We start from the raw sequence: 13,409 nt of genomic DNA on the forward strand, positions 1-13,409 counted from the left end.
AAACAAGAGGCGAAATAGCTGGTTGATTCTTTTATCGGTGCTATTACTGATCAGTGTAGTTTATTTTTTTTTCGTAAACAGAAACTCAAGGGAAATGACGGGTAAACAAAAAATAATGAAAACCATTTACCCGTTGATCACCGGGGTAACGAGATTGTTTGGTAAAAACAGTGATGTGTTTGTAAATAAAGATTACAAAAAACCTGTGCAATCAATATATGATCTGCCGGTCAGACTAAACACCGGCAGCGAGTTAAATCTGAGGGATCTATCCGGTAAAAAAATACTGGTGGTCAATACGGCTTCTGACTGTGGTTATACGCGGCAATATGAAGAGCTGCAGGAGCTGCAGACAAAGTATGCCGGTAAACTTCAGGTGATTGGTTTTCCTGCAAATGACTTCAGTGAACAGGAAAAAGGATCAGATGAGGAGATCATGCGATTCTGTAAACTCAATTACGGGATCACTTTCCCGCTTTCAACAAAAACGATTGTAATAAAATCAGCGAACCAGAATCCTGTATTCAGGTGGCTGTCTGACAGCACGCTCAATGGCTGGAATGATAAGGCACCTTCATGGAATTTTTCCAAATACCTGATAGACGAAAACGGTATTCTCACACATTATTTTGATCCTTCAGTTAGTCCCCTGGGTCAGGGTATGATTCAAGCAGTGGAGCATGAGCGAGGCGACGTTAAACAGGGCATTGTTCATGGCGGCTCTCTATAATGATGAAGAGCGGATTCTTTTATGACTGTTCTCTGACATGACGTACACCGCATACCTTCCAAAGCAGGTCCCGGGATGAGTTAGACCGGGCACTTTTCATGGTAGTTCTCCAGGACAATGGGCGTCTTTTCGAATTGAAAACCTGCATACTGAACGATAATTTCATTCAATACTTCATTGATTTCTTCGGGCGTTTTCAAGGTGACCAGGCGGCCACGAAACTCTTTAATATTTGGTAAACCTTTTAAGTAATTGGCATAGTGGCGACGCATCTCATTGATACCCACTATCGGGCCTTTCCATTCCACTGATCTCAGCAGGTGCTTACGGCAAACCGCGACCCTGTCCGTAATCGTCGGCGGTGGAAGATGCTCCCCGGTCTGAAAATAATGCTTGATCTCGTTAAATATCCAGGGATAACCTATCGCTGCCCTTCCGATCATTATTCCATCTACCCCGTACCTGTTTTTGTATTCGAGGGCTTTTTCGGGAGAATCTATATCACCATTACCAAAAATCGGGATTTTGATTCTCGGGTTGTTTTTCACTTTTCCGATCAGGGTCCAGTCTGCATCCCCTTTATACATCTGGGTGCGGGTGCGCCCATGTATGGCGAGCGCCTTTATACCAACATCCTGCAGGCGTTCTGCAACTTCTTCTATGTTTCTTGTTGAATCGTCCCAGCCCAGGCGCGTTTTGACAGTTACCGGCAGTGACGTCGCTTTAACGACGGCCGATGTGAGTCGCACCATCAGGTCAAGATCTTTCAGCACTCCGGCACCAGCACCTTTTAGGGCAACTTTTTTTACGGGGCACCCGAAGTTGATATCAAGCAGGTCGGGGTTGGTTACCTCTACTATTTTCGCTGCAAGTGATAAACTTTCTTCATCGCCTCCGAAGATCTGGATTCCCACAGGACGCTCATAATCAAATATATCCAGCTTCTGGCGGCTCTTGATCGCATCCCGGATCAGGCCCTCAGACGAAATAAATTCAGTGTACATGAGATCGGCACCGTTGTCCTTGCAAACTGCACGAAAAGGGGGATCACTAACATCTTCCATGGGTGCAAGAAGAAGGGGAAACTCCGGTAATTGTATGTTGCCAATCTGAATCATAATTATCACTTTTCCAGTCATCCGCAGTCAGTGGATATCCTTATCTTGCGTGTTCTGAAAGGTTGCAAATTTACAAATTAATACTCGTTTATACCAGCCATGACAGGTCATTTAAGAATTAAATCACCCAAGACACAGCTGGGGGTGCTCTTATTGGTTTATTTCGTTCCACAATTAATTCTGGCAAGCCTGAGCCAGATAATCCTTGGCGGCAAAATCGATCTTACAGCACCCGAAAATATCGCCACAATGAAATGGGTTCAGGCCGCATCATCTTTGATTTTCTTTTTTTTACCCGCGCTTTTGTATGCCTGGTTTAGCTTTCGCGGGAGGTATTTTTATTTCCTTGGTTTCAGGGCCGCCGAAAAAAGCAGCATGTATGTGTTGGGTATCGGGTGTATGTTACTCGCTTTTCCGCTGGTTTTCTGGCTGGGCGAGATCAACCAGCTTATTCCCATGCCGGCCTCAATAATAGAAATGGAAAAACAGGCGGCGAAGCAGATGGAAGCTTTCCTGAAGATCCGCGGTCCGGCAGATATCCTGATCAATGTGATTGTCATTGCTCTTCTGCCGGCGATTTGCGAGGAAATGTTTTTCAGGGGCGCGATGCAAAGGGTGATCATCCAGCTTACCAGGAACCCATGGCTGGGCATAATCGTTACCGCCGCTTTATTTTCGGCACTCCATTTTCAGTTCCAGGGATTCATCCCAAGGATGTTCCTTGGAGTGGTGCTGGGAGCCCTGTATTGGTTCAGCGGAAGTTTATGGACGTGTATCCTGGCTCATTTTATCACCAATGCGGTTCAGGTCATCGTTGCTTCATACGCAACGAAATACATTAGTGAAAATCCGGCTGTGCCTTTATACCTCGCACTGGTCAGTGCCATCGCCGTCTTTGGAATCCTCCGCCTATATCAGCGACTTTCAACGGTAACCTGGTCGAAAGTATATAACCGCAATGACCTCACACCTCATAACAACTATATAGCCTGATGACTAACCAAATCCTGTTTTCGTAATATGGCGCTGAATCTTGCTACATTCAGGAAACGGGCAATTACTGCCCTGGTTTTTGTTGTCGTGATGCTGACGGGTTTGCTGTGGAACCAGTGGACTTTTTTTGTACTGTTTTCAATCATTCACTTTGGATGCTGGGTTGAATACCAGAAAATTATTGCCCTGATTTATCCCGGGTACAAGGAAATAAGCGCATTTCACCGGTACGGCGTTATGCTGGCGGGTTGGTGCATCATGTTGTATTTCACCAATGACATGTTTAATATCGGTGACTTTTCACTTCATTCAATGGGGTGGTGGCTTGGGCTGATGTTTATTTTTTTATTACCTCTGGTAGAATTGCTTTTTTCGCGGCAGGTGTCGGAAAGAAATGTGGGCTTTTCATTTGCCGGGCTCATTTATATTTCATTAAGCTGGGCAATGATGATTGGATTATATGATTTTTATCAGCCCTCGCCATTGTCTCCGAGGAGTGCATACATTCCGCTTACCATCATTCTTGCCGTCTGGATCAATGATACCATGGCTTACCTTGTCGGTTCGTTCATCGGTAAGACACCATTCTCTAAAATCTCTCCGAAGAAGACCTGGGAAGGAACGTTGGGCGGTATGATGTTATGTGTGCTGATCATCGGTTTTATCGGCAGCAGTAACTATTCAACTATCATTGGTGTGCCAGCAGATTCAACTGTTCCGGATTACCATTGGTTCATCATCGCGGCAATTGTTGCGGTGTTTGGCACTGCGGGAGACCTTTTCGAATCCAAGCTGAAAAGAATGGCAAATATCAAAGACAGTGGAAGCATCATGCCTGGTCACGGTGGCTTCCTCGATCGTTTCGATTCATTGCTGTTCGCGGTTCCGGCTGTTTGGATCTATGTTCAGTTGTTCCTTTCAAATCCTTAAATTTGCGACTTAAATTCCAATATGCGGATACATAAGGAGGGTTATAAAACGATTTTCATAATTGCCGTTGCTTTTGCATTGATCAATCTTGCTTCATTCTACTATATCAGTTTTCACTATCCCGTGTTAAGCTGGTTAATCTTTATAGTCTCATTCATTTTTCTTCTTTTTATCATTTCTTTTTTTCGCGTTCCTGGCAGAACGTATACAAAAGATGATAAGGTTGTGGTTTGTCCTGCCGATGGGAAGGTTGTTGTGATCGAAGAAACGATTGATGAAGAATATTTCAAAGATAAGCGCCTGCAGGTGTCAATATTCATGAGTCCCATGAATGTTCACCAGAACCGAAATCCTGTTTCAGGAGAAGTTGTATACAATCAATATCATAAAGGCAAATACCTGGTTGCCTGGAACCCCAAATCATCCACGGAAAACGAGCGTCATACCACTGTTGTAAGGGGTCCTCATGGCGAGATACTTTATAAACAAATTGCCGGTGCGGTTGCCAGGCGGATAGTAAATTATCTTACTGTTGGCCAAAAAGTGGAACAAAGCTCCGAGTATGGATTTATTAAATTCGGAAGCCGGGTAGATATCCTGCTACCTGTTGGTGCTAAGGTAAAAGTCAATATTGATGATATGGTCCAGGGGGGCGTTACTGTACTGGCTACATTCTGATCCGCTATACTCAGTTCATGTCTGAATCTTTTGATGGCAGATACCCGGTTCGTGTCTCACATATCTGTTCTGGAATACAGTATGTGTTTAACTCCTTTTATCAGAAACACTGATTTCAGGTGTAAGTCTTTTGACCAGGATGCTTAGTTAAGATTTGATTACACTTGCCAAAAGATCTGAGCTGGTTCATTTCTCTAAAATATCTGACCTAATTCTTCCAATGAATATATTGTATAGGTCGGGGTAATTTCCGGAGTTTCGTTGATGTGATTTACAAAGACCTGGTCTATACCTGCATTTATCGCACCCTGTATATCTGCATCGATACTATCACCAATCATGATGCTTTTTTCGGGGGCTGCGTTCGTTAATTTAAAAGCAAATTCAAAGATCTCTTTTTTCGGTTTGATACTATTACTTCCTTCAGAGGTAATCACCTCTTTAAAATACCCTGCCAGCCCGGAATGCTGCAATTTACAATGCTGGGTTTTTTCAAACCCATTGGTGATCAGGTGAAGATCATAGCCTTTGTTAGTGAGGTATTCAAGCATCTCGATGGCAAACGGGAAGAGTAAGGTACGCGAAGGAAGCAGATCCAAAAACCGATCGCCAAGGGCCTTTGCAAGTGATTCGTCACCGATCTTGAAATCAAGTAAGGTAAGCGACATCCGTTTCCATCGCAGTTCGTCAACCTTCAGAAGTCCTTTCCGGTATTTTTCCCACAAATGGTTATTATGAATGATATAATTCTTGTGAAAGAGATCAAAGTCATGAACACCTTTGCTGGCAAGCCCGTGCCCATGATATATCTCATGCAGGGTCAAACGAGCATTCGCATCGAAATCCCATAAGGTGTGATCAAGATCGAAGAAGAGATGTTTATACTTCATTTGCTTCATGCTAAATTACCAAACCCGTTTCAGTAAAAAAAGTTTGCCAGGCTGCAATAGATTCTACCTTCGTAATAAACAATGCAGCTATGAACATTGTAATAACTGGTGCATCGAAAGGATTTGGAAGGTCGATCGCGGAGAAGTTTGCTGCAAATGGCAAATCGCACCTGGTCATGTTGTGTGCGAGAGACAAACAACGACTCGAAACAACTGCGGAGGAGCTGAGACATAATTATAAGGCTTCCGACTTCAGAACTTTTGATTGCGACCTGGGAGTAAAGGATCAGGCAATTGCTTTTGGTGCCTGGGTACTCAGCAACACCACTGAAATTGATATCCTTGTTAATAATGCAGGTATTTATTTTCCAGGCACCATAAGTAACGAAGAAGATGGCGTACTGGAGAAACTCATTTCGGTGAATCTTTACAGCGCCTATCACCTTACCCGCAGATTATTACCGGCAATGATAAAAAACCGACGGGGTCATATTTTTAACATGTGTTCGATTGCGTCATTAAACGCGTACCCGAATGGCGGCGCTTACAGCATTTCGAAATATGCCTTAGCCGGATTTTCGAGGAACCTCAGGGAGGAATTGAAACAATTTGATATCAAAGTGACAGCTGTATTCCCAGGCGCGGCTTATACGGATTCATGGAAAAGTTCGGGGGTAGATCCCCAGCGGCTGATGGATGAAAAAGACATTTCGGATATGATATATTCTGCGGCCCACCTATCGGCCCGGGCCTGCGTGGAAGAAATCCTCCTCCGCCCGCAACTTGGTGATCTGTGAGCTTCGGCCGGGTAATAATGACCATTCGTCCATTTAACTTTATTTAAGCGCTGAATTGGCTTGCTTAATTTTATATTTGTTTGAATCAGCAGGGCCCCAGATGATGCAATTCGACTCAAAGACATTTACAGGAAGTTTTCACCGGCTAAGTCTCATTGCCGGGCTCCTTTTTTGTTTGATGACCGTAACTGCCCAGAATGAGCTGAAGTTCGTGGCAGTAGTGAGTGAAAAAAACGTGGCGCTTAAACAGCCGTTCCAGGTCCAGTTTGTTGTCTACGGAGCCAGGTATGTGCCCGATATCAAAATCCCTTCCATCCGTGGATTTGTAGTAAACGATACTTTTACCAACCAGGCTTCCCAGGTAATTGGCGGGAAGACATTGCAATGGGTAGATTCTTATTCAAAAGTGCTTGTGCTGACCCCGATGAAAACGGGCAGGTTTACTATTCCTTCGGCATCGCTTACCATCAACGGTCAAAAGCTGAAGACAAAGGCAATAACTATAACCGTTAGTCAGACCGGCCTTTCTTCTGTTCCTGATCCGGGGGAGGCGAAAAATGAACCTGTTGTGCAGGATGAATCCGAGATCCGGCCGGGAGAAAAAGTCGAAGATAAAATCAGGAACAATTTTTTTCTTCGCGCTAATACAAATAAAACATCCTGTTATGTAGGCGAGCCACTGGCAGTTGCATATAAAGCGTACTCTCGACTCAACTCAAATTCACAGGTGGTCAAAAGACCTTCTTTTCCAGGTTTCAGTGTTGTCGAGATGGTTGACTCTTATGACAACAAACCTGAAGTTGAAGTAATCAAAGGCAATGCTTATTATACTAACCTTATAAGAAAGGTTCAGCTGTTTCCTTTGCAGGCCGGTAAGTATGAACTTGATCCTGCAGAGATTGAAAGTGTCGTTCATTTTGTGAAAACGAACGGGACACAAAACGATGGTAAGAGCCAGTTGCAAAGACTGCTTGATCAGTCATCTTCCTATAGGTCCAATTTTGAACACTATACCACTTTAAAAACTGCGCCGGTTACCATTGATGTGAAACCTCTCCCTGAAAAAGGCCAGCCCGATGATTTCACAGGTGCGGTCGGGAAATTCACGCTACAAACTATAATGCCCCCTCCCGAAATCAAACAAGGTGAACTGATCAACATCCAGTGGCAACTTTCCGGCAGCGGTAATCTGCAGCTGGCTACCTTACCAGATGTGGAATGGCCCCAGGGAATTGATACTTCAGAACCATCCGTAAAAGAAGAACTTAACCAGTTCGTTTATCCGCTGAGCGGTAAAAAAACGTTCGATTATGCAATCACGGCCCGTGATACCGGCCAGTATTCGATCCCGGTTCTTTCGTTTTCTTATTTTGATCCCGAAGCAGAAGATTATAAAACACTGGTATCCGCCCCGATCAGTTTTCATGTTTCTGCTTCTGTAAAAACGCCCTTCGCTGAAACTACGGTTGGTAGAAGCCTTGCGGACAAACCGCTTCACCTGTATTGGTTTGGCGGTGTTGCTCTTGTTATTGTTGGTTGGATAACTTACCAGGTATTGTTCCTTAAGAAAGGATCAAAGGAACCGGTGACTGAGCCATTAAAACCCGTTCCCGTTGCAGAAATAAAAATCCAGGAAGATGTTTCTGCTTCGGCTATGTTCGGGAATGCACGTAAGTCGCTTGCTAATGATGATATCAAGGGCTTCTACCGGGAGATTCAGCGGGTGCTTTGGAAAATAGCAGCTGAACGCTGCGAGGTGTTGCCTTCATTTCTGAACAAACAAAATATCAGCTTTCAGCTTCAGCGACAGGAAATTCCTGCACCGTTGATCACAAGTTTCATGGCCGTTTTAAACGAATGTGAATGGGCGCTTTATACCCCGGATCACAGCCCTTCGGACATGCAGGAGTTGCTTGACAAGGCGGTGGAGGTGTCCGGGAAACTGAAAGTCTGAAATTAGTCTTCTGTTAATCTATTCTGAGTACTTGTAGCCCACGCCTCTTACTGAATGAAAAAACTGGGGGTTGCGACTATCCTCTTCAAAGTATTTGCGAAAGTTAAGGATGAAGTTATCGATGGTCCTTGTGGTTGGGTACACATTATAACCCCAGACAGTCTGCAGGATTTTTTCGCGGGGCACTACTTCATTTTTATTTTCAATGAGCAATTTCAGCAGCATAGCTTCTTTTTTGCTCAACTGGATTTTCTCCCCGGTTTTGATTTGGGCTTCCTGTGCTTTGAAATCAATTTTATTCGCGCCAAATGAATACGAATCTCCGATCGTATCCTTATCCTGCATTTTTTTGTTCTTGTTGATGAGCTTCTGAACCCTTAGCAGCAGTTCTTCAAGGTTAAATGGTTTGGTCAGATAATCATCGGCACCTTTTTTTAAGCCAAGGACCCTGTCCGCACTATTATTTCTCGCACTAAGGATAAGGATCGGAACATCATTGTTATGGACCCTTACTGTTTCGGTAACCGTGATTCCGTCAACCTCGGGGAGCATAACGTCCAGGATAATAAGATCAAAATATTCGCCTTCCACTTTTTTCAAAGCATCGGTACCATCGTAGGCGGAGGTTACTTCATAGCCTTCAAGCTCAAGATTCAGCTTAAGTGCTTCATGAAGGTTCTCTTCATCTTCAACAAGTAAAATAGAAAGTTTTGAGGCCATATAGGGTTAAGTTAAACCGGGAAGCGAATAATGAAATTAGCACCTGTTGGATGATTGTCTGTCACACGGATGTCTGCATCGTGATCATCGGCGATTTTACGGCAAAGATAAAGACCAATGCCTGTTCCTTTTGCAGTTCTTGTTTCTTCATTGCCTATACGGTAGAACTTTTCGAAGATCTTTTTCTTTTCTGAATCGGGTATTCCGTTGCCTTCGTCGGCCACCATCAGGACTGCCCGGTGGTGATCTTTTTTCAATGTGCAGGAGATCTTTCCATCTTTGGGAGAATACTTTACGGCATTCTCCAGCAGGTTATTCATCATTATCTGAAGGAGCAGTGCATCGCCTTTAATATCGAGTTCAGGTTCTATATCGGTGACCCAATGTCTTTCCGGGAAGCGATTAATGAAATCGGCCACGCAACTTTTTGCAAGATCTGAAATATCGAGTTCTTCCTTTCCAACCCGGTAACGACCACCTTCCAGCTGGGATGACACCAGTATATTACTTGAAAGATTATTGAGCCTGTCAATTTCCTGCAAGGTCATCTGCAGCATCTTTTGTTTTCGGGTATCGTCAAGCTGATGTTTCAGCATGGTCTCCAGGTTGAGTTTTGCAACGGCAATGGGTGTTTTCAGTTCGTGGGTCACAGCCATCATAAAATTCTGCTGCTGTTGCTGAAGAATGATCTGTCGTCTTACCGCCCGGTAAACAAAAAGTGCGGCCACCAGGATCATAGCCAGGAAGGTGATCCCTTCCCCGAGGTATTGCGTTGTCTTTAACCTTTTCTCCGCTGCAATCTTTTCAACCCTTGTAACGTATTGCGGGTCGTCTTTTTTTAATTCATTGAGTTTGTAATTGGTCATCTGCCTGTTCTGAGTTTCCAGAACAAAAAACCAGAAAAAAAGAATGGCAATGATATATGCCAGCAGGAACCAGTATACTATGGTGGCGACTGCAAGTTTCTTTTTTGATGGAAGTTTCATCAGCGGGTTTGCTTATTTGGCTTTTTCAACCCTGATGCCCATGTTCAGGACCTCTGGCAGTGGGTCAACGCGCATAATATTTTCGAGTCGGAATGTATAGGTGCCGGCTTTAGTCAGTGCTTCGGGTTGTGCCGTGATCAATATCCGGTGTTCAAAGATATCGTCCATCCCGCTGCCGAGCCAGCCCTTTTCATCAGTGGCAAGTTTAAGATCCAGTTGTTGTTTGCGCTCCGTTGAATCACCGGGAACCTTTGTGTAGATATTGATCCAGATATTATTGAATTCATAGGCATCGGTATGACGCACCACTACATATATATTATACCGCGCGCTCGTATCCTGGACCGTGAAGCTGATCTCAGGTTTGAAACCCGACGCCCATGCGCGGTCTGGTATCACTACATTTTTTTCAAAGACATCGATGCTTTGCTGGCAGGATCCCAGGGCCAGGGCAAACATTAGGAAGGGTAGAAAGTATTTCAAGTGACCGGTTTTTTACAAAAATACTGGAAACAGTTAATCGGTGCCATGCAATTGAGCTAACGCCCCGGATGGCTAAAGTGCATTAAGAACCTGTTCTTTCGCTTTTTCAAGTTCATCCTTCATCTGTATCACATATTGCTGAATGTTCGAGTCATAGGCTTTGGCACCGGTGGTATTGATTTCTCTCCCGATTTCCTGCAGTATGAAGCTTAATTTTTTGCCCTTGCCTTCATCATTAGACTGTAACAGGGTTTTAAAATAATCACAATGGTTCTTCAGGCGTACCTGTTCTTCACTGATGTCGATCTTCTCAATATAATAGATCAGCTCCTGTTCGAGCCTGTTAGGATCGTAATTCTCTTTGCCAACGTTTTCTTCCAGCACCTTTACGAGTCCGTCCCTGATCTTTTGTTTACGGTTAGGTTCGAGTTTTACGATCTCGTCCTGTTGTTGCTGTATATTATTGATGCGGAGCAAAAGATCGGTTTCAAGTGCCTTGCCTTCTTCAAGCCTGTGCTGATTTAGATCTTCAATGGCGGACTCCACGACTTTTTTGAACTCATCCCATTCTGAATCCGTCAGGGTTTCGCCGGTTGGTGTTATTACCTCGGGCAGTTTGAGCAATGTGCTTAGTATAGATGATGGATCAAGGTTAAGTGCAGCGGAAAGGTCTGCGATGGGCTGATAATAAGCCTTTGCCAGTTCTGTGTTTATGCTTACGGGTTTCGAACTGCCGGTTTCCTTCAGGTTGATGGTACAATCTACAGTACCACGGTTAAGATTTTTTGAAAGCAAGGTGCGGATCTCGAATTCGAAAGGCTTTAAAAAAGCCGGCATTTTCAGGTTAAGTTCAAATTGTTTTCCGTTTAATGATTTTATATCGACAAGGAAAGTTTTATCACCTACAGATCTTTCAGTTCTTCCAAAACCAGTCATGGATTTTAGCATATTCCAATTTTTTTGTGTTGGCAAGATAAGAATTGAAGCTGATTAACGGGTTTGTTTAAAAGAATGGCATCATTTAATTCCCAATAGCTGGTATATCTGCTGCCTGTCCCACTCCTTATATTGACCCGGTGCCAGTTGGTCAATGGTTATATGGCCAATGCGATAACGAATGAGCCTCAAAGTGGGAAATCCGATAGCAGCTGTCATCTTTCGTACCTGCCTGTTTTTACCTTCTGTGAGGATAAGCCTGATCCACGAAGTTGGAATGTTCTTTCTGAACCTGATCGGAGGGTTCCTTTCAGCGACGGGAGGTGTAACCGTAAAGACCATTGCCATGCACGGGGCTGTATGATACCTTCCGCCTTCGATCGAAATGTCAACTCCTGCCCTCAATTGTTCCAGCGCTTCAGCATTGATCTGCCCTTCCACCTGCACCCAGTATTCCCTTTCATGCCCGAAAGCCGGATTAAGTAATTTATGATTGAGGGATTTGTCGTTGGTAATGATCAGCAGACCTTCACTATCATAATCGAGCCGGCCCACGGGATACACATCAGTTGGAAATTGGTAAATATCCTTTAGTGTTTGTTTTGATCCCTCGACTGAGAATTGAGAAAGTACCTGGAAGGGTTTATAAATGGAGTAGTAGATAGGCATGCTTCAAAAAAAAACCTCCCGATGAATCGGGAGATTTAATATGTAGATGGGTTAGTAAGTAGTGGGAATCAAAATTTCCCTACACAATATTAAAAAGAATTTTTTCTTTCAGAAAAAAAATTAATGCAAATTTTATTCACATTTTATTTTAACGTGTGGAAAAGGGATGATAGAAAGAACCCTTTAAGAGCCCTTGATTTTGATATCGGGCAACTGGTTACAACATCACAAACAAACGTAGTAAAAATCGATCTTCTGAAACACTTGTCACCACTCATTTTTATCGGCACGTAATTTTAATGCCTTAATGTTTGATATGAGTTGCTATCAAATCATGATCAGCAAAATGGAATAAAAAATGCCCTGACGCTATCTAAAAATATTTGAAAAATATTTTTAGAAAATTGGTCGGACCATCGTAGAAATACCCAAAAACATTGAATAAAAGTCAATATTGATCATCCGGATAATCAAACATCGCTTTTTAACATCCGGTTTAATAATAGGAACCTCCTTTAAATGTCCCTGATTTACTTTTGCAGGAGTCATCATCTAACCAAAATCAAGAACAATGAAATTTCCCGCCCCGGTATCAATTCAATGGATAGCAGAACTCATAGGTGCAGAGATCGAAGGAGATAAGGACAGGCAGGCGACAGGGATAAACGAGATACACAAGGTAGAGAAGGGCGACCTGGTTTTCGTGGATCATCCCAAATACTATGATAAATGCATTCAATCCGCTGCAAGCTTTATAATCATCAATAAAAGCACCGGCTTCCCGGAAGAGAAGTCGTTACTCATCGTTGACCAGCCTTTTGAAGCCTATCAAAAGATCGTCAGGCATTTCAGGCCTTTTATACCGGCTGATAAGGCCGTTAGTGACAGTTCGGTTATTGACCCGTCGAGCTATATAGCGCCAAATGTGTTTGTCGGGCATCATGTAACGATCGGAAAAAACTGTTTCATTCATCCAAACGTAACTATACTCGATTATTCAGCAATAGGAGATGATGTAGTGATCCAGGCAGGAACGGTGATTGGGTCGGACGCATTTTATTACAATACTAAAAAGGACCGCAACATCTGGTACAAACGAATGGAAAGCGCAGGTCGTGTAGTGATTCATGATGCTGCAGAAATAGGAGCAGGCTGCACCATAGACCGGGGCGTTAGTCATGATACGGTGATTGGAGCAGGTACGAAAATTGATAACATGGTTCATATAGGACATGATACCGTTATCGGTAAAAATTGCCTTATTGCTGCCCAGGTGGGGATTGCGGGGGCTACTACCCTTGGTGATGGTGTGATACTATGGGGCCAGGTCGGCGTTTCAAAAACATTATCTATAGGAGACAACGCAGTTGTACTGGCTCAAAGCGGGCTCGGGCAGGATATACCTCCCGGTAAGATATACTTTGGTACACCTGCAGATGATGCAGGACTCAAAAAAAAGGAACTCATCTGGATCAAACGAATTCCTGAATTATGGAAAAAAGTGATGGAGAAGGAATAGGCAGCT

General features: G+C 43.6%; 15 protein-coding genes. 8 read left to right on the forward strand and 7 right to left on the reverse strand.

The genetic code is table 11. From position 1 onward, the window contains the following. The first annotated feature begins 115 nt into the window (after positions 1–115). Positions 116–730, forward strand: coding sequence for a glutathione peroxidase (locus ACX0G7_RS03590; protein WP_458922052.1), 615 nt, complete (start codon positions 116–118; stop codon positions 728–730). A gap of 80 nt (positions 731–810) precedes the next feature. On the opposite strand, the gene dusB is transcribed toward ACX0G7_RS03590, so the two are convergent. After that, positions 811–1,848 carry a tRNA dihydrouridine synthase DusB gene (gene dusB, locus ACX0G7_RS03595; RefSeq protein ID WP_458922053.1) on the reverse strand — a complete coding sequence of 346 codons (1,038 nt, stop codon included), beginning with the start codon at positions 1,846–1,848 and terminating at the stop codon, positions 811–813. A gap of 99 nt (positions 1,849–1,947) precedes the next feature. Between dusB and ACX0G7_RS03600 the strand changes: the two genes are divergently transcribed. The 3 genes from ACX0G7_RS03600 to ACX0G7_RS03610 are packed head-to-tail and all read left to right on the forward strand — an operon-like array spanning position 1,948 to position 4,449. Next, on the forward strand, positions 1,948–2,841 hold the full coding sequence (locus ACX0G7_RS03600) for a CPBP family glutamic-type intramembrane protease (RefSeq protein ID WP_458922054.1): 894 nt from the start codon (positions 1,948–1,950) through the stop codon (positions 2,839–2,841). 27 nt (positions 2,842–2,868) lie between these two features. Continuing rightward, positions 2,869–3,771 (forward strand): phosphatidate cytidylyltransferase, encoded by a 903-nt coding sequence (locus ACX0G7_RS03605; protein WP_458922055.1) that lies wholly within the window; start codon positions 2,869–2,871, stop codon positions 3,769–3,771. Between the two features lie 21 nt (positions 3,772–3,792). Beyond that, complete coding sequence (locus tag ACX0G7_RS03610; RefSeq protein ID WP_458922056.1) at positions 3,793–4,449, forward strand: phosphatidylserine decarboxylase family protein; 657 nt, start codon at positions 3,793–3,795, stop codon at positions 4,447–4,449. Positions 4,450–4,643: 194 nt separating this feature from the next. Here ACX0G7_RS03610 and ACX0G7_RS03615 read toward each other — a convergent pair whose 3' ends face one another. Next, on the reverse strand, positions 4,644–5,339 hold the full coding sequence (locus tag ACX0G7_RS03615; protein ID WP_458922057.1) for a YjjG family noncanonical pyrimidine nucleotidase: 696 nt from the start codon (positions 5,337–5,339) through the stop codon (positions 4,644–4,646). 89 nt (positions 5,340–5,428) lie between these two features. Here ACX0G7_RS03615 and ACX0G7_RS03620 point away from each other — a divergent pair, with 89 nt between their 5' ends. Together ACX0G7_RS03620 and ACX0G7_RS03625 are read left to right on the forward strand one after the other, a co-directional pair. Then, a complete protein-coding gene (locus ACX0G7_RS03620; RefSeq protein ID WP_458922058.1) occupies positions 5,429–6,136 on the forward strand; it encodes an SDR family oxidoreductase in 708 nt (235 codons plus the stop codon). Between the two features lie 76 nt (positions 6,137–6,212). Continuing rightward, complete coding sequence (locus tag ACX0G7_RS03625) at positions 6,213–8,090, forward strand: BatD family protein (RefSeq protein ID WP_458922059.1); 1,878 nt, start codon at positions 6,213–6,215, stop codon at positions 8,088–8,090. 18 nt (positions 8,091–8,108) lie between these two features. Here the strand turns inward: ACX0G7_RS03625 and ACX0G7_RS03630 are convergent, their stop codons facing one another. From ACX0G7_RS03630 to ACX0G7_RS03650, 5 genes are all read right to left on the reverse strand, one after another. After that, on the reverse strand, positions 8,109–8,810 hold the full coding sequence (locus ACX0G7_RS03630) for a response regulator transcription factor (RefSeq protein WP_458922060.1): 702 nt from the start codon (positions 8,808–8,810) through the stop codon (positions 8,109–8,111). A gap of 11 nt (positions 8,811–8,821) precedes the next feature. Beyond that, on the reverse strand, positions 8,822–9,796 hold the full coding sequence (locus ACX0G7_RS03635; RefSeq protein WP_458922061.1) for a sensor histidine kinase: 975 nt from the start codon (positions 9,794–9,796) through the stop codon (positions 8,822–8,824). Between the two features lie 12 nt (positions 9,797–9,808). Further along, entirely contained in the window at positions 9,809–10,279 is a 471-nt protein-coding gene (locus ACX0G7_RS03640; RefSeq protein ID WP_458922062.1) for a gliding motility lipoprotein GldH, read from the reverse strand. Between the two features lie 72 nt (positions 10,280–10,351). Next, positions 10,352–11,227: a YicC/YloC family endoribonuclease gene (locus tag ACX0G7_RS03645; RefSeq protein WP_458922063.1), complete on the reverse strand. Its 876-nt coding sequence runs from the start codon at positions 11,225–11,227 to the stop codon at positions 10,352–10,354. A gap of 69 nt (positions 11,228–11,296) precedes the next feature. Continuing rightward, positions 11,297–11,884 carry a pseudouridine synthase gene (locus tag ACX0G7_RS03650; RefSeq protein ID WP_458922064.1) on the reverse strand — a complete coding sequence of 196 codons (588 nt, stop codon included), beginning with the start codon at positions 11,882–11,884 and terminating at the stop codon, positions 11,297–11,299. Between the two features lie 123 nt (positions 11,885–12,007). Between ACX0G7_RS03650 and ACX0G7_RS03655 the strand changes: the two genes are divergently transcribed. Together ACX0G7_RS03655 and ACX0G7_RS03660 are read left to right on the forward strand one after the other, a co-directional pair. Further along, positions 12,008–12,178 carry a hypothetical protein gene (locus tag ACX0G7_RS03655; protein ID WP_458922065.1) on the forward strand — a complete coding sequence of 57 codons (171 nt, stop codon included), beginning with the start codon at positions 12,008–12,010 and terminating at the stop codon, positions 12,176–12,178. A gap of 277 nt (positions 12,179–12,455) precedes the next feature. Then, complete coding sequence (locus tag ACX0G7_RS03660) at positions 12,456–13,403, forward strand: UDP-3-O-(3-hydroxymyristoyl)glucosamine N-acyltransferase (RefSeq protein WP_458922066.1); 948 nt, start codon at positions 12,456–12,458, stop codon at positions 13,401–13,403. The last annotated feature ends 6 nt before the right edge of the window (positions 13,404–13,409 follow it).

This window comes from Flavitalea antarctica (assembly GCF_054461535.1).

Coding starts and splice junctions, on each gene's coding strand:
- ACX0G7_RS03590 (WP_458922052.1), top strand. CDS start 116: ATGAAAACCATTTACCCGTTGATCACCGGGGTAACGAGATTGTTTGGT.
- dusB (WP_458922053.1), bottom strand. CDS start 1,848: ATGATTCAGATTGGCAACATACAATTACCGGAGTTTCCCCTTCTTCTT.
- ACX0G7_RS03600 (WP_458922054.1), top strand. CDS start 1,948: ATGACAGGTCATTTAAGAATTAAATCACCCAAGACACAGCTGGGGGTG.
- ACX0G7_RS03605 (WP_458922055.1), top strand. CDS start 2,869: ATGGCGCTGAATCTTGCTACATTCAGGAAACGGGCAATTACTGCCCTG.
- ACX0G7_RS03610 (WP_458922056.1), top strand. CDS start 3,793: ATGCGGATACATAAGGAGGGTTATAAAACGATTTTCATAATTGCCGTT.
- ACX0G7_RS03615 (WP_458922057.1), bottom strand. CDS start 5,339: ATGAAGTATAAACATCTCTTCTTCGATCTTGATCACACCTTATGGGAT.
- ACX0G7_RS03620 (WP_458922058.1), top strand. CDS start 5,429: ATGAACATTGTAATAACTGGTGCATCGAAAGGATTTGGAAGGTCGATC.
- ACX0G7_RS03630 (WP_458922060.1), bottom strand. CDS start 8,810: ATGGCCTCAAAACTTTCTATTTTACTTGTTGAAGATGAAGAGAACCTT.
- ACX0G7_RS03635 (WP_458922061.1), bottom strand. CDS start 9,796: ATGAAACTTCCATCAAAAAAGAAACTTGCAGTCGCCACCATAGTATAC.
- ACX0G7_RS03645 (WP_458922063.1), bottom strand. CDS start 11,227: ATGCTAAAATCCATGACTGGTTTTGGAAGAACTGAAAGATCTGTAGGT.
- ACX0G7_RS03650 (WP_458922064.1), bottom strand. CDS start 11,884: ATGCCTATCTACTACTCCATTTATAAACCCTTCCAGGTACTTTCTCAA.
- ACX0G7_RS03655 (WP_458922065.1), top strand. CDS start 12,008: ATGCAAATTTTATTCACATTTTATTTTAACGTGTGGAAAAGGGATGAT.
- ACX0G7_RS03660 (WP_458922066.1), top strand. CDS start 12,456: ATGAAATTTCCCGCCCCGGTATCAATTCAATGGATAGCAGAACTCATA.